18 protein-coding genes are annotated in these 23,120 nt (G+C 36.5%); 7 read left to right on the top strand and 11 right to left on the bottom strand.

The genetic code is table 11. The annotated features are described in order from the left end of the window. Positions 1-462 precede the first annotated feature (462 nt). Entirely contained in the window at positions 463-1,275 is an 813-nt protein-coding gene (locus ACFIK8_RS05435) for a class I SAM-dependent methyltransferase (RefSeq protein ID WP_375635862.1), read from the bottom strand. A gap of 385 nt (positions 1,276-1,660) precedes the next feature. Between ACFIK8_RS05435 and ACFIK8_RS05430 the strand changes: the two genes are divergently transcribed. The 4 genes from ACFIK8_RS05430 to parE all read left to right on the top strand — a co-directional run bounded on the left by ACFIK8_RS05430 (position 1,661) and on the right by parE (position 6,146). Next, positions 1,661-2,287, top strand: a complete 627-nt coding sequence (locus ACFIK8_RS05430; RefSeq protein ID WP_015856539.1) for a LemA family protein — start codon at positions 1,661-1,663, stop codon at positions 2,285-2,287. Then, positions 2,287-3,138: a TPM domain-containing protein gene (locus ACFIK8_RS05425; protein ID WP_375669015.1), complete on the top strand. Its 852-nt coding sequence runs from the start codon at positions 2,287-2,289 to the stop codon at positions 3,136-3,138. Before ACFIK8_RS05430 ends, ACFIK8_RS05425 begins: the two co-directional genes overlap by 1 nt. 122 nt (positions 3,139-3,260) lie before the next feature. Continuing rightward, positions 3,261-3,998, top strand: coding sequence for a lipoyl(octanoyl) transferase LipB (lipB, locus tag ACFIK8_RS05420; protein ID WP_375635860.1), 738 nt, complete (start codon positions 3,261-3,263; stop codon positions 3,996-3,998). Between the two features lie 81 nt (positions 3,999-4,079). Continuing rightward, positions 4,080-6,146, top strand: coding sequence for a DNA topoisomerase IV subunit B (parE, locus tag ACFIK8_RS05415; protein WP_375635859.1), 2,067 nt, complete (start codon positions 4,080-4,082; stop codon positions 6,144-6,146). 17 nt (positions 6,147-6,163) lie between these two features. Here the strand turns inward: parE and recJ are convergent, their stop codons facing one another. After that, the gene (gene recJ, locus ACFIK8_RS05410) at positions 6,164-7,948 is read right to left on the bottom strand and encodes a single-stranded-DNA-specific exonuclease RecJ (protein ID WP_375635858.1); all 1,785 of its coding nucleotides are present in this window, start codon (positions 7,946-7,948) and stop codon (positions 6,164-6,166) included. A gap of 296 nt (positions 7,949-8,244) precedes the next feature. Between recJ and rplM the strand changes: the two genes are divergently transcribed. Together rplM and rpsI are read left to right on the top strand one after the other, a co-directional pair. Beyond that, positions 8,245-8,709 carry a 50S ribosomal protein L13 gene (gene rplM / locus ACFIK8_RS05405; protein WP_375635857.1) on the top strand — a complete coding sequence of 155 codons (465 nt, stop codon included), beginning with the start codon at positions 8,245-8,247 and terminating at the stop codon, positions 8,707-8,709. A 2-nt stretch (positions 8,710-8,711) separates the two neighbouring features. Then, the gene (rpsI, locus tag ACFIK8_RS05400; protein WP_015856545.1) at positions 8,712-9,197 is read left to right on the top strand and encodes a 30S ribosomal protein S9; all 486 of its coding nucleotides are present in this window, start codon (positions 8,712-8,714) and stop codon (positions 9,195-9,197) included. Between the two features lie 303 nt (positions 9,198-9,500). Here rpsI and ACFIK8_RS05395 read toward each other — a convergent pair whose 3' ends face one another. The 7 genes from ACFIK8_RS05395 to ACFIK8_RS05365 all read right to left on the bottom strand — a co-directional run bounded on the left by ACFIK8_RS05395 (position 9,501) and on the right by ACFIK8_RS05365 (position 15,854). Then, entirely contained in the window at positions 9,501-9,866 is a 366-nt protein-coding gene (locus tag ACFIK8_RS05395; RefSeq protein ID WP_015856546.1) for a response regulator, read from the bottom strand. A 524-nt stretch (positions 9,867-10,390) separates the two neighbouring features. Then, positions 10,391-10,750 carry a hypothetical protein gene (locus tag ACFIK8_RS05390; RefSeq protein WP_375635927.1) on the bottom strand — a complete coding sequence of 120 codons (360 nt, stop codon included), beginning with the start codon at positions 10,748-10,750 and terminating at the stop codon, positions 10,391-10,393. Between the two features lie 733 nt (positions 10,751-11,483). Then, the gene (locus tag ACFIK8_RS05385) at positions 11,484-12,272 is read right to left on the bottom strand and encodes an ABC-2 family transporter protein (RefSeq protein WP_375635856.1); all 789 of its coding nucleotides are present in this window, start codon (positions 12,270-12,272) and stop codon (positions 11,484-11,486) included. Next, a complete protein-coding gene (locus ACFIK8_RS05380) occupies positions 12,256-13,080 on the bottom strand; it encodes an ABC-2 family transporter protein (RefSeq protein WP_375635855.1) in 825 nt (274 codons plus the stop codon). The genes ACFIK8_RS05385 and ACFIK8_RS05380 overlap by 17 nt, the downstream gene beginning before the upstream one ends. Continuing rightward, a complete protein-coding gene (locus ACFIK8_RS05375; RefSeq protein ID WP_375635854.1) occupies positions 13,055-13,903 on the bottom strand; it encodes an ATP-binding cassette domain-containing protein in 849 nt (282 codons plus the stop codon). The genes ACFIK8_RS05380 and ACFIK8_RS05375 overlap by 26 nt, the downstream gene beginning before the upstream one ends. After that, positions 13,866-14,075, bottom strand: coding sequence for an ATP-binding cassette domain-containing protein (locus tag ACFIK8_RS05370; RefSeq protein ID WP_375635853.1), 210 nt, complete (start codon positions 14,073-14,075; stop codon positions 13,866-13,868). Before ACFIK8_RS05370 ends, ACFIK8_RS05375 begins: the two co-directional genes overlap by 38 nt. 795 nt (positions 14,076-14,870) lie before the next feature. Beyond that, on the bottom strand, positions 14,871-15,854 hold the full coding sequence (locus tag ACFIK8_RS05365) for an RluA family pseudouridine synthase (protein ID WP_375635852.1): 984 nt from the start codon (positions 15,852-15,854) through the stop codon (positions 14,871-14,873). Between the two features lie 236 nt (positions 15,855-16,090). Between ACFIK8_RS05365 and ACFIK8_RS05360 the strand changes: the two genes are divergently transcribed. Next, positions 16,091-17,872, top strand: coding sequence for a glucan ABC transporter ATP-binding protein/ permease (locus ACFIK8_RS05360; protein ID WP_375635851.1), 1,782 nt, complete (start codon positions 16,091-16,093; stop codon positions 17,870-17,872). Positions 17,873-19,065: 1,193 nt separating this feature from the next. Here ACFIK8_RS05360 and alaS read toward each other — a convergent pair. Continuing rightward, on the bottom strand, positions 19,066-21,738 hold the full coding sequence (alaS, locus tag ACFIK8_RS05355) for an alanine--tRNA ligase (protein WP_375669014.1): 2,673 nt from the start codon (positions 21,736-21,738) through the stop codon (positions 19,066-19,068). 194 nt (positions 21,739-21,932) lie between these two features. Further along, positions 21,933-22,976: a recombinase RecA gene (gene recA, locus ACFIK8_RS05350; RefSeq protein ID WP_375635849.1), complete on the bottom strand. Its 1,044-nt coding sequence runs from the start codon at positions 22,974-22,976 to the stop codon at positions 21,933-21,935. Between the last annotated feature and the right edge of the window lie 144 nt (positions 22,977-23,120).

The following is a 23,120-nucleotide window of genomic DNA, read 5'->3' as shown; positions in this document are numbered from 1 at the left end:
GTGTGATGGTGCAGGCTTATTCTTGTGTATGAAGCGTAAAGGGAGGACTCAATGGATATATCATTAAGCTATTCCTACTAAACTTATAAAAATCTTAGATAGATAGCTGCCACAATCTATCATGATTGCAAAAATTAAACTCTATAGAAAATTAAAAAACTTATTTACACATCACAACATAGAAGAAATTAAGCTTATTTACCACTTCTTTGCCACTTCTAAAATTGTATTTAAAGCGCCATATTGAAACCTGAAAAGCACATCTTCAATAAAACCACACAAGGCTCGAGCTAACCCGTTATTTAAAATAAAAATAAGATGTAAGATGTAATAAGATGTCAATTTGAATGCTGAAGAAGAAAAAACTCTCCCTCCTCAAAATCTGCCTTAATAATGCGTTAATCTCCTGAATACCGCCTACTCTGATGTGCTAAAAGAGCAAAAGTAATCATCGATATCGGATTATCCTGCATACATATAGAGCTCACTTCGATACAAAAGCTCCAAATTACCTTGCACTTCATATTTCTTTATCAATGCAACCAATTGCCGCAAATATTCTTCCCCATAGCAAGCAATAGCGCGTTGCGCTTGCGTTGAAGAGCGGCTCATTCCAATAAAAGCTTCAGATGGGATCATCATCATCCAATTGTGCGTATGGAAAAAAATCTTTTCTGGATCTACCCCAAAGCCATCACTCATTTCCTGTAAAAAATCAAAATTACGATAATACCGAGAATAATTCGGACTCATTTTCTCTAACAATGTCTCATAAGCCTCTAGAAATTCACTATGCTTGAAATCACGATTATTTTGAATAACAGCCATGACACCATTGACTCGAAGTTGATCTGAAACAGAACAAAGCAACTTAGGACGATCCGTCCACTGAAACGCTTGCGCTGCAATGACAAAATCGACCTCACCAATTTGAGGCAATAGGTCTTCGGCACGGCCCTGATACCACTGCACCGTAGGAAATTTTCTTCGCCCCTTCTTAATCATATCTGCCGATACATCGATAGCATGATATTGGTGCTCATTTCCTAAAAATTTAACAATTCCCTCTAATGCGATACCTGTCCCAGCCCCCACATCCACAATGGACAAATGCTTTTTGTTCTTAAAAGGATGGAGCATGGTTTTAAATAAAGTGAGAGGATAGCGAGGACGATAACGATCATAATCATTAGCCAATCCATCAAACTTTTCACTTTGCCGTTGAACACTTTCTATCACAGGATTTTCCCCTCTTTCACAATTACTACCATACATAATTAAAAACCCTTTTTTATCCGATGTATTAAGCATAACTTCTAAAGGAGGGAAAATAAGAACTGCCCTACCTTCTATCTTTCCATAAGATTGATGCTTAAATTTTTCCCTTTTTCAATTGTTATCTGCACGTTGTGAAACACAAAAAATACTACAAAAATATATAATTTTCTGTAATAATAATTGATATGAATATCATTGATCTTTTATAAGATGATCTCTATATTACCATTATTATTTTAATATCAACAAATCACTTAAGCGTGCCTAAAATGCATAGAGATGTCGGTTTATTGATAAATATACCTGTTTATAAAATTTAAAATACTTTCCACCAAAAAGATAAACCCTATATATTACATAAAATATCTGTGGAGGCATCTTTATGTTAAACGTACAAACTTCTTCAATGTTTAAAATATTAAAACAATTTTCAATCGTGATTTTTTTGGCATGGTTAGTCCCATTTTTAAGTGGGTGCGGATTTAATACGATACCAACAAATGAAGAAAAAGCACACGCAGCATGGAGTGAAGTGCTCAATCAATATCAACGTCGTACAGATCTCATCCCCAATCTTGTAGAAACAGTTAAAGCTTACGCAGCTCATGAACAAAGCGTTTTCACAAATGTAATTGAAGCACGTGCAAAAGCAACGCAAGTCAACATTAATGCAGATATGTTGAATAATCCAGAAGTTATGCAGCAATATCTCAAAAATCAAGCAAATTTATCAAGTGCACTTTCGCGGCTTATGGCTGTTGTCGAAAACTATCCGGATCTTAAAGCAAACCAGAACTTTCTTGCTCTTCAATCACAATTAGAAGGAACAGAAAACCGAATTTCCGTTGCACGCCGCGATTATATTGAAACAGTACGTGCCTACAATACTGCACTCAAAACAATGCCGACGATGATTTGGGCAAAGCTATGGTTTCGTGATGCTAAACCTATGCCTACTTTTACCATCGATACTGATAGCCAACAAACACCAAAGGTTAATTTTAATTAATGAAAATATTTCAACACTCTATACAACGTCGTACTTTTCTACGTTTATGGGTTCCTTTGAGTATTCTATATTTGATCATTGCATTGGGGAATGTCACTTACGCACACACTAAGTTTCCTCCCTTAACCGGCCATATCAACGATATGGCTCATTTACTTGATCATGCAACACAAAGAAATTTAACGGAAAAGCTAGCTACACTCGAAGAGAAAACAGGAGATCAAATCGTTCTTGTGACGCTCCCTACTCTTTCGGGCAATGATATAGAAACATACAGCAATTCTCTTTTTCGTACATGGAGATTAGGTCAAAAACAAATCAATAACGGCATATTAATCGTCATTGCACCAAATGAACGCAAAGCACGTATTGAGGTAGGCTACGGTCTGGAAGGAGAACTAACAGATGCCATTTCCTCTGTCATTATTAATAGCTTCATGATTCCTAATTTTAGTGAAGGAAATTATCAAAAAGGAATTGTCGAATCCGTTCACGCAATTATCAAAGTGATCACACAAAGTGATGCTGATTTTTCTTTTCGAATCAATCAAAAAGCTAAAGATGTTGAAGAACAACGCAAACAAGCTGAAAAAGAAGAAATGATTATAAATACAATCACGTTTCTCATTCTCTTTATAGTCGTTGGTTTGCCCATTCTTGCTATGATTTTTGGTAAAAAAATAGGTCCACGAAAGTATCTTTGGCTGGGTATTGTCTTCACACCTTGGTTTTTAAACTTAAATGCGAGCGGTAGAGGTTCTGGTAGAATCTTTGGCGGACCTTCAGGGGGAGGAGGATTCAGAGGTGGTGGTGGATCATCAGGTGGTGGCGGTGCAACAGGAAGATGGTAAAACGAGCATAATGATTTTTTTAATAAAATTCATTGCACTTCTTATAAACTATCTCTTAATCCTGTTCTTTTTTTATTTTTCTGATTACAATACAAACTCAAACATCAAGATAAATATTACCAATGACATTTGAATTAAAACATACGGATCGTAATCACTTATCACATCATTTTAATGCAATTCTAGGAAATCCACCCGTTGAATGGAAGATAAGTAATCATCTAGTTGAGTATCCTGAAGCTCTGCGTTATATGCAAGAACGTGTAGAAAAAATTCTTGCAAAAACCGCGCATGAACAAGTTTGGCTTCTTGAACACCCTTCCCTTTATACAGCAGGGACGAGTGCAAATAAAAAAGATCTTTTGGCGCCTAATTTATTTCCTGTTTATGAAGCAGGACGTGGAGGTGAATTTACATATCACGGTCCAGGACAGCGTATTGCTTATATCATGCTTGATCTTAAACGCCGAAAACAAGACATTCGTGCTTTCATTAGTGCATTAGAAGAATGGATCATACAGATGCTTGCAAACTTTAATATTAAAGGCGAACGCAGAGAAGATCGCGTTGGTGTCTGGGTTAAACAGTCTCATTGCCCATCAAAACAAAATGATCTTTCTTCCGAAGATAAAATTGCAGCTATTGGCATTCGAGTGCGCAAATGGATAAGTTTTCATGGAGTTTCTATCAATGTTAATCCTAATTTAGCCCATTATTCAGGAATTGTTCCTTGTGGAATTACAAACCACGGTGTAACAAGCTTTCTTGATCTAGGTTACCCTGTAACAATGCATGATATTGATATTGCTCTCAAACACGCCTTTGAACAAATTTTCGGTCCAACAATTGATGTTTCCTAAGTGCATTGATTTTTAAATAAAAAACAGGCATAAAATTACTTTAATAAATATTTTATTTTATGAGGTAGATAGTTAAACGCTATGAGCGATAACAAAAAGGATCTTTTTAGTGTTTTAAATAAAGCCCAATCTCGGGTAAATACAAAAGAAAACACTCTGCAGTCTCCAATGAAATCAAAAGCGATGATTTCAAAAAAAAGTGCAAAAGATACGCAAGAAGATGACTATAATGCCCTCTCTATTCGAGTGCTTGAGGGTTTAGAGCCCGTACGTTTACGCCCTGGAATGTATATTGGTGGAACAGACAGTAAAGCGCTTCATCATTTATTTGCCGAAATTATTGATAACGCAATGGATGAAGCTGTTGCGGGTTATGCAGATTTTATTGAGGTCTCATTAGATAGGAACGGTTATATAACCGTTACAGATAATGGACGTGGTATTCCTGTCGAAAATCATCCTCAAATGCCTGAGAAATCTACTCTTGAAGTTATTATGACACAACTCCACTCAGGGGGAAAATTTGATGGAAAGGCTTATCAAACTGCGGGTGGGCTTCATGGAGTAGGAATTTCTGTTGTCAATGCTCTTTCTGATGATATGGAAGTTGAAGTTGCACGAGAACGAAAACTTTACCGCCAACGTTTCTCACGCGGTATTCCTCAATCTGGATTGGAAGATCTAGGAGATGTTTATAATCGTCGTGGTACGCGCGTTCGTTTTCATCCTGATCGTGAAATTTTTGGTGAAAAAGCAGCTTTTGATCCAGAAAAAATCTATAAGATGGCATGCTCCAAAGCTTATCTTTTTGGTGGCGTAAAAATTCGCTGGACTTGTGATCCCGTCATACTTGAAAGCGCAAAAAATATTCCTGAAAAAGCTGTTTTTCATTTTCCCAATGGGCTTAAAGACTATTTACTCTCGTCACTAAAAGATGAATATCGAGTAACATCAGAAGTTTTTTCTGGCAAAACACAACAAAATAATGGCCATGGCTCCGTTGAATGGGCTATTGCTTGGCATGGTGGTGATTCTTGTGTGCAATCTTACTGCAATACGATTCCTACAGGAGAAGGCGGAACACACGAAATAGGATTACGTCAAGCTCTTTTGCGTGGATTGAAATCCTACGCTGAGTTAATAGGAAACAAGCGCGCAACAATTATTACGTCTGACGATATTATGATTTCAACAGCCGCAATACTTTCAGTCTTTATCAGTAACCCTGAATTTGTTGGACAAACAAAAGATCGATTAGCAACCATTGAAGCACAGCGTATCGTTGAGAATGCAATCCGCGATCCTTTTGATCATTGGTTAGCAAATTCCCCGCAAGAAGCAACAAAACTTCTCGATTGGGTTATTGAACGTGCTGAAGAACGTGTTAAACGACGCCAAGATAGAGAAATAAGTCGAAAAACTGCTGTCCGTAAATTACGTCTGCCCGGTAAACTTGCAGATTGTAGCCAGAACCATGCTGTGGGTGCTGAACTATTCATTGTTGAAGGGGATTCTGCAGGAGGATCTGCTAAACAAGCAAGAAATAGAGCAAACCAAGCAATTTTACCTCTTCGTGGTAAAATCTTAAATGTCGCCAGTGCTGCACATGAAAAAATGAACTCAAGCCAAACAATTAGCGATCTTATCCTTGCTCTTGGATGTGGAACACGCTCCAAGTATCGTGAAAAAGATCTCAGATATGAACGTATTATCATCATGACAGATGCTGATGTTGATGGTGCTCATATTGCGTCACTGCTCATTACCTTCTTCTTTCAAGAAATGCCTGACCTTATTCATCAGGGACATTTATATCTCGCCGTCCCTCCCCTTTATAGAATATCGCAAGGAGGAAAAGTTGCTTATGCTCGTGACGACATTCACAAGGATGAATTACTCAAAACTGAATTTACTGGAAAAGCTAAAGTCGAAATCGGGCGTTTTAAAGGGCTGGGTGAAATGCGCGCGGAACAACTTAAAGAAACGACTATGCATCCTCAAAAACGTACATTGCTTCGTGTTTCTATTGATGCCGTGGAAATGCAAGAAACGAAAAAGACTGTAGAAAGTCTCATGGGAACAAAACCAGAAGCACGATTTCGTTTCATACAAGAAAATTCTACTTTTGCTTCTAATCTAGACATCTAATGTAAAAAATATCCCTTTCAAACCACTGCGGCTGCGTCAATCACACGCAGTTGCGGATTGGTCGTTCCATTCCAATAATTCAAACTAAGATGACCAGCTAAATGAATCATCTCACCAATATTTTCAAAAAGAAAATCACCAAGCGATGTCCCTACAGCACGAAAAGCTATTCCTTGCAGTTTTTTTCCTTCAACATTAGATACAATGAGGCGAAGATGTCCTTTACCAACTTCAGATAGATTCACCAATCGATGAGAGGGAAGAACAAAAACAGGTGTTGCATTCCCTGTCCCAAATGGCCCTGCTTTTTCAAGCAACTCAAACAGCGCTTCATTAACACCAGAAGCAGAAAGAGAACCATCTATACTAAGAGACTTTTTAGCATGCAACTCAGAAACCCTTAAAGAAACTTTTTCTTCTAGCCATTTTCGAAAGATTTCAATTTTTGTTGATTGAATTGTAATTCCTGCTGCCATACTATGTCCCCCTCCTTTTTCTAATAAATTTAATGTAACAGCTTCACGAACGAGTGCTCCTAAATCTATACCATTAATTGAACGTCCCGACCCTACGCCATTTCCATCTTCTTTTAAAGCAATAGCAAAAACAGGACAAAAAAAACGCTCTTTGAGACGGGAAGCAAGAATACCAATAATTCCCGGATGCCATTCTTTATGAGAAATTACAAGTGACAAGGGTATTTCTTGATCTTGATAAAGAGAAGCAATATAAGATTCCGCTTGTGTTAATTGAATGTTCTCCATTTCTTGGCGTTCTTGATTAAGCTGATCTAATTGTTCTGCTATTCTGTCCGCTTCATCTTTATTCTCACAGCTAAGCAAACGTGCTCCCAAAGCTTGATCACCAATGCGCCCTCCTGCATTAATTCTAGGACCTAACAAAAAACCAAAATGAAAACTATTAAGCGGCTCCCCTATTCGTGCAACCTTTGTTAAAGCTGTTATTCCTGGATTATGCATAGAACGAGCAACTTGAAGCCCTTTTATCACAAAAGCACGGTTAACCCCCTGTAATGGAACGACATCACATATGGTTGCCAATGCAACAAGATCAAGCATACTTAAAAGATCAGGCAGCTGCCCTTGGAATTGTTTTTTCCGCAGCAAATGATGAACCCAAGCTAACGTAACAAAAACAACGCCCGCTGCACATAAATGCCCCTGTTTAGAAAAATCATCAGGACGATTAGGATTGACAAGAGCAACGGCTTCTTGATGAATCTCTGACATTTGATGATGATCTAAAATCACAACATCAGCACCAGCAAGCCTCGCTGCTTTTACCGCATCTGGGCTGTTTGCGCCACAATCAACAGTGATAATTAACCGAGCACCTTCTTGCACAAGCATCCTCATTGCTTGTTCATTCGGACCATAGCCTTCAACAATACGATCAGGAATATAAATTTTGACTTCAATACCAAAATAACGAAAAAAACGCGCTATGAGTGCTGAAGAACAAGCACCATCAACATCATAATCACCAAAAACAGCAACCTGTTCTTGATTGAGAAGAGCCTTAACAATACGCTCTGCAGCGCATTGCATATCCCTAAAACTTTCTGGATCAGGCATAAGCGTACGTAATGTTGGATTAATAAAAGCAACAGCCTCAGCTTCATCCACATCTCTTGCTGAAAGTACTCGAGCTAACTGATCTGGAAAACCAAATTTTTGGGAAATAGCGCGCGCATTATTTATCCCTTGAACATCAAGGGCATCTAACCAAGCTTGACCACAAGCAGAAGATTCAACATTGAGAAAATAACGAGACCACTGCATTATTGCTTATTTTATAATGAAGAAAGATAAAATACAATCATGCGGTAAAGATAAAATAGTCTTTTGCAACATTCATTTTAAGTTTAAATGGTACACAAACTTCTTTTAATGAGGTATTATAATACCATTATTATAACATATTGTTTTATAAAGTTTTTATTTTCTCTTGACGTCAATCAAAAGACATTATATCAGAGCAAGTAGTATGCGTTAAATATTTCGCTATGGTAACAATTTTCAACGCAAAACAGTAAAAATTCCCTTATATTAAAAGGGTTCTAATAAAGGATACTTCTATGGCAACTTTTTCACAAAAGCCAACTGAAGTGGTGAAAAAATGGGTTATTATTGACGCAGAAAACCTTGTTTTAGGTCGTCTTGCCACATTTGTTGCTAACCGCTTACGTGGCAAACATAAAGCTACATTTACTCCACATGTTGATGATGGTGACAACGTTATTGTCATTAATGCAAATAAAATAGCTCTCACTGGCAAAAAATATACGGATAAAAAATATTATTGGCATACCGGCTATATTGGTGGAATCAAACAACGTACAGCACGTCAACTTCTTGAGGGGCGTTTTCCCGAACGCGTTATTGAAAAAGCGGTAGAGCGCATGATTCCTCGTGGTCCCCTTGGTCGCCGTCAATTGAAGAATCTACGTGTTTACGCTGGAAGCCAACATCCACATGAAGCACAACAGCCTGAATCTCTTGACGTTGGTGCTTTAAACCGCAAAAACAAAAGGATTGCTTGATTATGGCTGAAATTAATTCTCTTTCTGAGCTTAGCATAGTAACAAGTATTACAGAAACACATGAAAATGTTGTTCCTGTCCACGTGCAAAAGCTTGATTCACAAGGACGTGCTTATGCAACAGGAAAGCGTAAAGACGCTGTTGCACGCGTATGGATTAAACCAGGTTCTGGAAAAATCACGATCAACAATAAGGAATTTGACAAATATTTTGCTCGTCCTGTTCTTAGAATGATTCTTCGTCAACCAATTGTTGCAACAAACAGGGATACCCAGTTTGATATTATTGCAACCGTTGCAGGTGGTGGTCTTTCCGGACAAGCTGGTGCAGTGCGCCATGGCATTTCCAAAGCTTTAACCTATTACGAACCAGAACTTCGCTCAATCTTGAAAAAAGGTGGTTTTCTCACCCGTGATAGCCGTGTTGTTGAACGTAAAAAATACGGTAAAGCAAAAGCACGTCGTTCTTTCCAATTCTCAAAGCGTTAATTTCATTTTTTGTACAATGCATAAAGCCTCGGACAAAAACGGGGCTTTTTTAACTGCTAAAACAGATTTTTAGTAGAGAAAAATTTACACCGGTTAGAAGAAAATAAGAATGCAAAACAACCGATTCTCCTTAGACAAGAGCTAAAAAATAGATCAAAAAATTCAAAAGCTCAGTTTCAATTTTTAAAAACTTGTATTTTTTTAATAGACATATCCACGTGCTAGAATACAAAATATCTGTAATATAACTTTAGTTATCTCATAAGCTTTTCAATGTCTTTTTCTATCATTACTTAACAAGCTTCAATCCAAGAAATGCTTTACCATTGTGATAAAATGCGGGACAGAAATAGGTTTTGACATATATTCTTCACATCCACTTGCACGAATTCGTTCTTCATCCCCTTTCATAGCAAAGGCTGTTACAGCAACAACGGGAATCGATCTTAGTTCTTCATCTTCTTTTAATTGTTTAATAACATCTATTCCAGAGACCTCTGGCAACTGGATATCCACAAGGATAAGGGATGGCATTGATGAACGCGCCAAATCTAATGCCATAAGACCATTCCGCGTTTCAATGGTTTCATAGCCACTCGCTTCTACGAGATCACGGAATAGCTTCATATTAAGCTCATTATCTTCCACGATCATGACTTTTTTTGACATTAGTATAACTTCCACCCTTCTTAAACAAAATAGGAATGAATCTACATTCTCTTTGCTTAAGATAAAATGATAAAAAAAATTGTAAACCACAAAGAGACTAAAAGCTTCCAATAAAAGCTTTTTACGCAAACATTTGTAATACTCATCACTATGCTTTTTCATTTCATAAAAATGAAACCCACAAATAGTTGTAAGATTGTATTACCGTATATTTTTTGAGTTAATATGCAAAGTTTATGGATATCTCAATTAATGCATTCGCGTTTTCATCATAAAAAAATATCAGCCACAAACTTAGCTCAAATGCGTATTTTAAAGAGGAAAAAATTTAAGTAGTCTTTAAAATAGCTGATTAGTTAAATTTAATGTGCCATATACTGCCATCCCCCAAACAATATCTTAAGGATAAACTTATCAATATCATTAAGAGTAAAATATAAATAAACCGTGATTAAATATCACGGTTTATTTATATAAAATATTCAACAACAGAATAATTCAAAGTTCATCAAGTAAAATATCTTTTAATTCAAAGCCCATGCACTATAAGCAAAAGCATCGAATGTTCTTCCACCTGTCGTTCTTCCGGGACTCGGTGGCTTTCTAGTAAAGAAATATACAAGATATGCGATTAAACCAAAAATCGCTGCCTCCATCCCCATTAAACCTGCGACTTTTTGGACATTTTTCTCAGCCCCTTGTCCTCCAAATTGGCTAATAATCATATCAACAGCTTTAATAACTCTATTTTCCTGTGTCATTACAGAAATGAAACCAGCATTTTGAAATCTACCATTTAAAGAATCGGCATTGGCTCCTAAAACCTGTGAAAAGAAAATAGCGACTGCAACCACACATACTATACAATGCTTAAATATTTTCATCATAACCACCTATTACAATGTTTAATAAAATAAATTTTCTTTACCACCCCCTCTAAATAGAAAACATTACATCATCTATCGATAACGTATATTTATCTTCTTATAATAAAAAATATAATACAAAACTTTAATTAATAATTTTATTTTAATTGCTATTTTTATATTATATTACATTTACAATATACCCGTTACATATTTATCTTAAGTTTGTCAATTATTTTATTTGTGTTTTTATATTATACAATTTAATGCTAAAATGTATTAAATTAGAATTATTTTATTGTTTTTATTATAATTTTAGTTTTATTATCATAAATATTATTATGGTATTACAGTACAAAAAATACCAACGTGTTGTTTTTTAGTTACACGTACTGTTTTTTATTTTTTATATAATATAGTAAGATAAATATTTTTAAAATTTACAGAAAACAAAAAAATACTTTATTGAAAGATTCTGATAAAATTATTTGCATTATTATAAATTAGGAAGAAATAGCTGTCCTAGTAAAAAAATTAGCGTAAACTCCAGCTTAGCTCTTTGATTGAAAAAGCTAAATCAGATACAATAAGAGATAACTTTTGGTGAACGCGCCAAATCTAATGCCATAAGGACATTACACATTTTGACGATTTCACAGCCTCTCGTTTCTACAAGAACGCGGAATAATTTTAATAAAGTTCTTTAATAAAGTTCATTGTCTTCCACGATTATAACTTTCTGACTTTTATATCATCCCCCTAATCCATTAAATTTACGAATTGTTTTTTTTAAACTTATGAAAGTCATAGCAATAAAAAGAAAAGTACTCAACAGAAGATATCCAATATTCCATTCGCCTTTACCAAATAACAGTGAAACGGGCAAAGAAGCAGAAAAAGCCATAGGAAGCATAAACAAAAACCATTTTACGATGCTTAAAGGATAAATGCCTATTGGTACAAATGACAGCTCGTAAATCATTTCATGAAAATATTCGACAGGCATCTTACGGCTAATAATAAATGTTATAAAATTAAACATCATGAAAAAACAAATATTGACGATAAAAACACAAAATATTGCAACAATAAAAGAGATCCATCTGAGCTTAAGATCGGATATATTCGGTAATGATACAAATAAATAGGCGCTAACATAAAGAACAAAGAGCTTGATCAGATTAAGTGGTTTACACCAACCAAACAACATCAACAACCAGATTGAAACAGGCTTTATCAAGTATGGCTCAATTTTACCATCCGCTACTTTTTCAAAAAATGTTTCAATAGAATTAGTAAAAATATTCAAAAATATTCCAAGTAAAACAAAGACAACAAAGATAAAATGAATTTCATCTGTGCTATAGTTACCGATCTTTCCTGAAAAAGAAGATATTCTATCAATAAATATGAATTGAATAAAATAATAGCATAGAGAAAGAATAAACTCCCCAGCCAAATTCTTACCATAAACAATCTGTCGGCGGATATTCAGGCTGATAAAATGAAGGATTATTTTCATCTCAACCACCCGCTCCATTATATGCTTTCATTCCTTTATTCCAAGCAATATAAATTAAGAATAAAAGACACAAAATATAAGTAAAACTTCCGAAAATAAACTGCTGAAACAACGCTAAATTTTGCGTCGCGAAAAACTCGGCAGGAGCTGATATCATGAAACGATAAGGATTAAATTGCATAAGCGGAATAAGCCACACCGGCCAAAAAGATGGTGGTAAAAGAACACCCCCAAGAAGCGCTGAACTGAGAATACTGAAAGAGAGTAATATATTGTACTCAATCACCAAAAAGCTTAATAAGGCAATTCCAAAAGAGATTAAAAAACAAAGCAATTGTGATAGAATAACAATGAGAAAAAAGAATAGAAAAGCGATGACCAATCCCAGAATATTTTCATAGGATGAAACAAGCTTAACAACAAAAAGAGCCAATAACGGGATGCTATATAATACACTCTCCCCTAAAAAAGTAAAAAGCATTTGTGTCATATAACTGAAGGGCTTTGTAAGATATACTTCTAATTGACCTTCTTTAACATGATGAGAGAAAAACTTAATCACATTATAACCATTATTTAAGCGTCCTAGGACTAAAGCAAAAGCATAATAATACATCATATCATGAAAGCTAAAGCCATTTATGGTGTTGCCCATATCAGAGAAAAGTGCATTCCATAATAGAAGTTGAATAACAAATGGCGAAAGTGTCCCAATGATAATATCGGTAAAAAACATTACTCTATCACTTAGAACAGTGAGTAATCCATTCTTGGCAAAAAGAAACATACCAAAGCAGTGGTTAGATAAATTCTTTAAATTTAACACGGAGCATCTCTTCAAGCGAGGGAGTGGATACAGAGAACGTACAGTTCAGTTCGGTTGTAATTTCGCGTACAAAACGCGCAAAATCCTCACGGGGCAGCGAAACCTCCAGCGAGCATTCTTCAGCGTTAAAGTGCTTATCCTTTAAAGAAGTAGATGATTTCAACGCAATCTCATCAATTTTTTCTACAACAGTTGAAGATGTAGCTACGTGTTCACAAAAAAGCGTCATTCTCACCAAAGAAGGAATGACATTTTTAAGCGCTTGAAGATTGCCATGAAACTGTTTCTTTCCCTTATGCAAGAGAATAATATCATCAACGTATCCATCAATATCTCCCATATCATGACTCGTGATGATATACCCTGTGCCGCGCTCCCTTTTCAGTTTTTTAAGAAGCTCCCTGATTTCATGCTTAGATGTAATATCAAGACCAATACTTGGCTCATCGAGAAACAACAGTTTAGGTCTAAAGGAGAGATTAAATGCCAATTCACTTTTCACTCTCTCACCCAGACTAAGCATCCGCACTGGCTTATCCATAATATGCTCAAGACCCAGCAACTCTGTAATCTCTCTAAGATCACGGGTAAAAGAGGCGCGTTCAAGACCATATAATGGTCGAACCATATCCAGACTGTAGCGTAAGGGTAAATCCCACCACAAACAATTCTTGTGACCAAAGACCACACCCAAAGACTTGAACAGATCTTTTTTTGCTTTATAAGGATCAACACCAAGGACTTTAATACATCCCTCATCAGCATATTGTATACCAGAAAGTATTTTAATCCAGTGTCGATTTACCCGCTCCGTTAGGGCCAAGAATTGCTAATGATTGCCCTGAAAAGAGGGTAAAACTCATATCTTTTAACACATGATGATTTGTATAAACCGGCTTGAAGAGAGAAACCACCTTGTTTTTAAAACCAATTCCTCTGTCAATGTTGCGATATATTTTTGAGACGTTATTAACGTCAATCAATAATGATCCCATCAGTCACTCCTAATTTCAACTTATCCCCCCCTTTGAATGTTCCCATAATAAATATCTGTTTTTGTTCACTAGACAAAACAAAAGTGTTCAAGCCCTCCTTAGAGCAATAAAACGCACCTGACGTTTTATCTCCAATTTTTTGTCTAGATATTTTTTCAATGTGATGAGTTCACTTCAATGAAGCATTAAGATACTAAAAACTTATTTCTTCTTTTATGAAAGATAATCTTTTGGATAAACTAAGTAAGTAGAAAAATAATTGCTCATTGAAAGAAGAACTTTGCTAATAAACCTTCATATAAACAAAGATACAAAGCATAAATCTATACTATAAGCATATCAAACAACATTGATAACAAACCAAACTTCCTTGACAAAAGGAATTCCTTGAGAAGATACTTTTCCTCAGCATTACTATAAAATGCCTCAATTATCTCCCATGAAAAAATTAAAATCGCCTTCACTATTTTAGTAAATATCTTTCAGATTTTATCTAACTCATCTCCCTCAACAGACACGCCTCCCCAATATATGACCTCTGTAGATAATTCAAAGGAGCAGCTTCATCAACTCAGATTATTAAACAATACATCGTATCCCAAAATAACAATACAATCAATATGGATAAAGAGCTGTAGAAAGAAAACTTACAATATTCGAAAATTTCATCACTCAAAAACACAATTTTCTTATAGCGATTTACTTATCAAAAACTTTCTCCAAATGATGCACTATTCATCTTATCAAATTTATAGACAAAATTTGTATCAATCAAAAAGAACAAATGAAGTTTCTTTACTCTGTTTCAGCATCACTCTCATTAAAAGACAAAAGATTAAAACTTTGGACCATATGAGGCGGTAAAGGTGCAACAATATCCAATATTCCTCCTGAAGGATGAGGAATACGAATACGACGTGCATGAAGATGAAGACGGTTTTGAATTCCTCCTGGTAATGTCCAATTACTATCAGAAAAAAAATACTTTGTATCGCCAATGATCGGATGATCCATATAGGCAGCATGCACACGAAGCTGATGTGTTCTCCCTGTATAGGGTTCCATTTCAAGCCACGAAAGAGCCCGCCCTCGCGTATCTAAAACGCGATAGTAGGAAACCGCATGATGTGAATCTGGCTCCCCATGTTCACAAACACGCATTTTATCACCTTGTGCAGTCATTTCCTTAACCATCCACGTTGAAATTTTGTCCTGCTTTTTTTTAGGCACGCCCCGAACCAACGCCCAATAAGTCTTTTTTGTTTCTCGCGCTCTAAAAGCAGCTGTTAAGGACTGAGCCGCTCCCCTTGATCGCGCAACAATAAAGACACCCGACGTCTCACGATCAAGACGATGAACCAAACGCGGCTTTTCACCTTTTTTATTGCGCCATACCTCAAGCATACTATCCATATGACGTGTTAAACCAGAACCTCCTTGTACAGCCAACCCAGCTGGCTTGTTAAAAACAAATACCTTTGGATCTTCATAAAGCAGCATTTTTTTCAAAACGGTTTCATCATCCTGCCCACGAAGTGTTTTATCCGTTATTGAAAGATTTTCCTTGTCACTAATAGGGAGAGGTGGAATACGAACAGCTTGCCCCATACAAAGACGCGTATCGGCTTTAACACGTCCACCATCAAGCCGTATCTGACCAGAACGCAACAATTTCTGCAAAGCTCCAAAACCAAGTCCTGGATAATGCACTTTAAACCAGCGATCTAAGCGCATTCCATTTTCATCTACCTCAACTTTTTTTATTTCTACGCCTGCCATGAAAATTCCCTTACCTGTTAATTTTCTCTGCCCAAAATTTTTTACCTGATAATTTTATTGATCTGTTTTGCGCCTTTATAAACACAAAAATTCATATTTTAGTTGGCTTTATCACACCATATTACAGTTAGTATCCAAAATTGCCTTTTCTTAACGGTCAAATTCTATTAGCTAAAAACTAAGCGTTATAAAAATCAACAGCCTTTACGCTTAATAGCGAATGGAGATAATTAACCGTGTCCTTATTCAAAACCTATGCACGTGTTCTCACTTACCTAAATAGAGAAAAAAATGCATCTCTTTTAATCTGTACCGCTAATGTTATATTAGCTATTATCACCATTGCAGAACCTATTTTATTCGGACGTGTTATTGATTCTATTTCAGAAAAATCAGCTATCATTCCTACTCTTACCCTTTGGGTTTGTTTTGGACTTTCACATATTATTGCTTATGTCCTTGTTGCTCGCGGTGCTGACCGCTTAGCCCATAGACGCCGCTTAACGGTTTTAACGGAATCTTTCGAACGTATCATTGCCATGCCTTTAATTTGGCATCAACAACGTGGGACTTCCAACGCACTCCATACACTTTTGCGCGCAATAGATTCCATGTCAACCATATGGCTTGATTTTATGCGCCAACACCTCTCAACACTTGTCGCCTTATTGGTTCTCATCCCCATAGCGTTTAATATGAATTGGCGTCTTTCAATAGTCTTGGTTGTGCTTGCCATCATCTACGTATTAATTGCACGTTTAGTGATGCGAAAAACAAAAGACGGACAAGCCGCTGTAGAATGCTACCACCACAACCTTTTTAAACATGTCAGTGATTCAATCTCTAATGTTTCCATTGTACAAAGTTATAACCGAATAGAAGAAGAAACTTCTATACTGCATCAACATACAAATGCTCTGCTTAAAGCACAAAATCCTGTTCTCAATTGGTGGGCGCTGGCCAGTGGCTTAAATCGAATGGCTTCAACAATTTCAATCGTTTGTGTTCTTCTCCTTGGAGCTTTTTTTGTTGCAAAAGGTCAATTACGAGTAGGTGAAGTTGTTGCTTTTGTTGGATTTGCACAACTCATGATTAGCCGTCTAGACCAAATGAGTAATTTTATTAATTGTGCAATATCCTCACAAGCAAAACTGCAAGAATTTTTTGAAATGGAAGACTCAACCTTTCATATCAACGAACCGCAAAATCTTCCTTCCCTTCAAAATGTTAAAGGCGCCATACAATTCCATCACGTGACCTATAAATTCCCAAATTCTTCTCAAGGTGTTTTTGATGTTTCCTTTGAGGTTAAAGCAGGACAAACTGTTGCGATTGTAGGACCAACAGGGGCTGGGAAGACAACATTGATCAATCTGTTGCAGCGCGTATACGACCCTGCCTTTGGGCATATCTCCATTGATGGAATAAATATATGCTCGATCAATCGCGAATCTTTACGCAAATCTCTAGCAACAGTATTTCAAGACTCGGGTCTTTTCAACCGTACTATTCATGACAATATTTCAATAGGAAAAACGAGCGCAACGAATGAAGAACTTTATGAAGCAGCAAAATTAGCAGAAGCTCACGATTTTATTCTAAAAAAAGCTGATTGTTATAACACAATAGTGGGCGAACGAGGATCTCAATTATCAGGTGGAGAAAAACAGCGACTAGCAATTGCACGCGCTGTTTTAAAAAATGCCCCTATTCTCATTCTAGATGAAGCAACAAGTGCTCTTGATGTTGAAACAGAAGCACGTGTCAAAGATGCTCTCGATTCCATACGCCATAACCGCACTACTTTTATTATAGCACATCGCCTCTCAACAGTACGCAATGCTGATATGATACTCTTTCTGGAACATGGTTACTTAATGGAAAAAGGAAACTTTCAAGAATTGATCGATAAAGGAGGGCGTTTCTCTAAATTTTTAAAGGCAAGTGGTTTAACAATCAAACCACCAGAAAGAGAAGGAGAAAATGTTATCCCCTTACACGAAGCCATAGCATCATAAAAATGATACTCTTCATAAATCTTATGCAAAAAAATCCTCCTCAATACAACAAGAGCGCTTGTATAATGCAAGTAAAAAGATTTCTAAAAATGCCACAATCCATTTCAGGTATTTAAGACAGATATTAAAACAATTTAGTATTTTCTCTGCTATTGCAATTTTACTAGATTGGGACAAAAATATTGCCCTATATCTGTGCGTATTAACGAGTATACACTCTCATTTAGGGAAAATATAAAGATGTAAAGGTAAAAATAACTTCCAGTTTTACCGTCTTCTTTTAACTCAGCTTTACGAATTTCAAAACGAACTGAAGCAATAGCTTTTTTAATAATGAATATTATGTATTGCTTTTTGTTTATCACGTTCTTTATAATCCTCTCATAAAGAACAGAATGTCATTGTTTTGCACATTCATATGGCTTTTTTAGAAACATTTCTCAATGCTCCTAAGCCCATTTCACAACGACATCCATGAGTGATTTTGATTAATTTAACATACACAGAATTTGAAACGATAAATTATCATTATAAATCAATATATTAAGATAATCTCATCATAATAAATTAGATATTAATCTAAATCTTTAGATTTGTGTAACATTCCTTTGATTTATATTGATAATTCATTATTTTATAACTTGAAATAAAGATTTATAAAGATAGGAGAATTTCAAGACCTTTTAATGATAAATAAAAAACTGTTTTCTTGTACATAACAAGTAAAATGAAAACAATACAATATCTCTAAGATACAACAACTCTTTTATAAGCCTTTTTAAGGAAAGGGATTTTAGTTATTTGAAAGCTAATAAAATAATGACAGCTTATAACTTTATAAGGATAATCGTATGCAATAAATCTTGTATTATCCCTTTCATAAAAAGAGATGTTTCTTCAAAAAAATCTATAGGAGCAACACAATAACTAGTCTTCTTAGTAAAAGAATACATAGCAAAGCATGAAGTGCTGCATAATCTATCTTATCTTAAAACGGTGAATCCTGAAACGCTTGGAAGCTACAAAGCCAAATGAAACAGTGATAATAAAGACAAACACTGTTTTTGTCTTTACAATTGGATTTTCCCTCAATTACGCTGTATCTTGATTTCAGCAACACACCAGATAGATATTCGTGATACTTAGACGCCAACCCAATATAAAAATGTAAGAAACACCTATGCAGAATGATTTCATTCTTTAATTTTTTCCAGAAAATCTTTTAGTGCCGCAAATGCCTCATCAGCTTTGTTCCCCTCAGGACCACCAGCCTGCGCCATATCAGGACGGCCACCTCCACCTTTACCACCAAGCATACCTGAAAGAATACGAACGAGATCAACAGCATTTAACTTATCCGTTAAATCATCCGTAACGCCGACAACAGCACTCCCTTTTCCATCTTCTGAGACACTAATAAAAGCAACCACTCCAGATCCGATTTGTTTTTTCTCAGAATCAACGAGCGCCTTAAGATCCCGTGGTAAAATATTTTTAACAACGCGTCCGGTAAAAGAAAGCCCATTGATGATGGTAATATCACCTTGGCTCCTTTCTGTTATTCCACCACTCAACATCATTTTCTTGCGTACATCATTCAATTCTTTTTCAAGTTTACGACGATCATCAAGCAAAATTCGCACCCGTTCTTCCACGCCAGCAGAAGAAGTTTTTAAAAGATCAGCAATTTCATGAATACGTTCATCTTGGCGGCTAAGATAAAGACGTGCTTCTTTGCCTGTTAAAGCTTCAATACGCCGCACTCCAGCCGAAACAGAACTTTCAGAAAAAATATGAATCAAACCAATATCACCTGTTCGCTCCACATGTGTGCCTCCACAAAGCTCTATTGACCAATGCTTTTTTAATCTTCGCTGTTCAAGTGGCTCCCCCATAGAAACAACGCGAACTTCATCACCATATCTCTCACCAAATAATGCCATTGCACCTTCAGAAATTGCATCATCTACAGCCATGAGGCGCGTTACCACTCTACTATTTTGCAAAATAATCTCATTTGCTAAATCTTCTATTTTTTTCAGTTCTTCTGGTGAAACGGATTTTGGATGAGAAAAATCAAAACGCAACCGATCTGGCAATACAAGAGAGCCTTTTTGTGTAACATGAGATCCCAAAACTTGTCGTAAAGCTTCGTGTAACAAATGGGTAGCAGAATGATTTCCACGAATTTTTTTACGACGAACAACATCAACGTTTAATTCTACACAATCAGACCTTGATGCCTGACCAGATTTCACCACCCCAATATGGATAAAAACACCATCACCCTTTCTTTGGGTATCATGCACCTCAAAAATAAAATTTTCACCAGAAATGATCCCACTATCACCAACTTGTCCACCAGATTCACCATAAAAAGGTGTTTGATTAACAACAAGCATAGCTTTCTGACCTAAAGAAATATGATCAACCAGTTTACCATCACACACGAGAGCTGTAAGAATGCCTTTAGCCGTTTCTGTTTCATAACCCAAAAATTCTGTAGCCCCCACTTTATCACGAACAGAAAACCAGATCTTTTCTGTTACAGCTTCCCCAGAACCAGACCAATTGGCACGCGCTTCCTCTTTTTGACGTTCCATCGCTTTATCAAAAGTATCAACATCAACAGATATTCCACGACGCCGCAAAACATCCTGCGTTAAATCAAGCGGAAAACCATAGGTATCATAAAGCTTGAAAGCAACTTCACCATTTAAATGATCTCCTTCTTTAAGATCGGTACTTACTTCATTTAACAAACCAAGTCCTCGTTCAAGCGTTTTACGAAAACGTATTTCTTCTAACCTTAAAGTTTCTGAAATCAAAGATTCAGCACGCACCAATTCAGGATAGGCCTGTCCCATTTCGCGGTTTAAAGCAGGCAAAAGTCGCCACAATAAGGGCTCTTTAGCACCAAGAAGATGCGCATGACGCATAGCACGACGCATAATACGACGTAAAACATATCCTCTTCCTTCATTAGAAGGAAGCACACCATCAGCAATCAAAAATGCAGATGAACGAAGATGATCAGCAATGACACGATGACTGGCAATAAAATCACCCTTTGCCTCAATCTCTGTAATTTCTTCTGATGCAGCAATTAATGCACGAAAAAGATCAATGTCATAATTATCATGAACGCCCTGTAAAACAGCAGCAATACGCTCTAATCCCATACCGGTATCAATAGAAGGATGAGGCAAATCAACACGTTTTTCCTGAGAAATCTGCTCATATTGCATAAAAACAAGATTCCAAATCTCAATAAAGCGATCGCCATCTTCTTCCATACTTCCAGGAGGACCACCCCAGATTTCATCGCCATGATCATAAAAAATCTCCGAACAAGGACCACAAGGTCCTGTTTCTCCCATCGACCAAAAATTATCAGCCGTCGCAATACGGACAATTTTTTCATCTGGAAGACCTGAAATTCTACGCCACAGTTCAGCAGCAACATCATCACTATGGTAAACTGTCACCAACAATTTATCTTTTGGTAGGCAAAATTCCTTCGTTAAAAGATTCCATGATAAAAGAATGGCTTCTTCTTTGAAATAATCACCGAAAGAAAAATTACCCAGCATTTCAAAAAATGTATGATGGCGTGCCGTATAACCAACATTATCAAGATCATTATGCTTTCCACCCGCACGAACACATTTTTGTGCCGTTGTTGCCTGCTTATAAGGAGGTTGTTCAAGTCCAGTAAAAACATTTTTAAACTGCACCATCCCTGCATTTGTAAACATAAGTGTAGGATCATTTCTCGGAACAAGCGGACTAGAAGAAAGAACTTTATGCCCATTACGATGAAAATAATCCAAAAATATTGACCGAATATTATTAACACTATTCATACTGACACCTGCTCAATACAGCACAAAACCATAAAAGAAAAATCCCCCTCATTAAATATCCTCTTCGCCAAGCATGGAGTCAATTTAATCAAAGAATGGAATATTTGTTTTAAAAAATTGAGAAAAAAATGACTGTGTATTTAAAAACTCAAACAAAAAAACAGAAAAAAATTATAGACGAAAAAAACGCTCCATCAAATGGTTTCATCACTTTCTATATTTTCTGACCCTGCATTTTCTAACAATTCAATCGCAATCAAACCAGCATTTTGGCGCAAAGCTGCTTCAATCTCTGTAGCTATTTCCGCATGTTCACGTAAAAACTGCTTTGCATTCTCACGCCCCTGTCCTAAACGCTGAGAATTATAAGAGAACCATGCACCAGATTTTTCCACAATACCAACCTTGACACCCAAATCAATCAATTCACCTACTTTGGAAATACCTTCACCATAAATAATATCAAACTCAACCTGCTTGAATGGAGGTGCCAGTTTATTCTTCACCACTTTAACACGCGTCTGATTACCAACGATTGCATCCCTATCTTTAATGGATCCAATGCGACGAATATCTAAACGAACAGAAGCATAAAACTTTAAAGCGTTTCCACCCGTTGTCGTTTCGGGAGAACCAAACATCACACCAATTTTCATGCGAATTTGATTAATAAAGACAACCATACAGTTAGAGCGAAAAATTGCTGCTGTTAATTTTCGCAACGCTTTACTCATTAACCGAGCTTGCAATCCGGGCAAAGCATCACCCATTTCACCGTCAATTTCTGCTCGCGGTGTTAAAGCTGCGACAGAATCCACAACAAGCACATCAACTGCACCAGAACGAACCAACGTTTCTGTAATTTCCAATGCCTGTTCACCGGTATCTGGCTGAGAAATGAACAAGTTTTCTAAATCAACACCAAGCTTACGCGCATAAATAGGATCAAGCGCATGCTCTGCATCAATAAAAGCACAAATTCCACCCCCTTTCTGTGCTTCAGCAATAGCATGTAGAGCCAATGTTGTTTTCCCAGAACTTTCTGGTCCATAAATCTCAACAATACGCCCCTTCGGTAATCCACCAATCCCTAAAGCAATATCCAAGGATAACGACCCTGTTGGAACTGTTTCAATTTCAACAACCTGCTCTTTTTGCCCAAGACGCATAATCGAGCCTTTACCAAAAGAACGTTCAATTTGTGAGAGAGCAGCATCGAGAGCTTTTGTTTTATCCACGATTATATCCTTGACCGATTCATAATAACCTAAAACCTAAGTGTACACTGTACTTTTAATTTAACTAAAGGCTTGAGTTTAGATTTTCACAGACTATTTCCATTCCTATCTCCACATTATGTCCATAACATTCATGACCATCAC

Source organism: Bartonella sp. MR168JLCBS (genome assembly GCF_042194175.1).
This window is presented reverse-complemented; position numbering and strand designations above follow the sequence as displayed.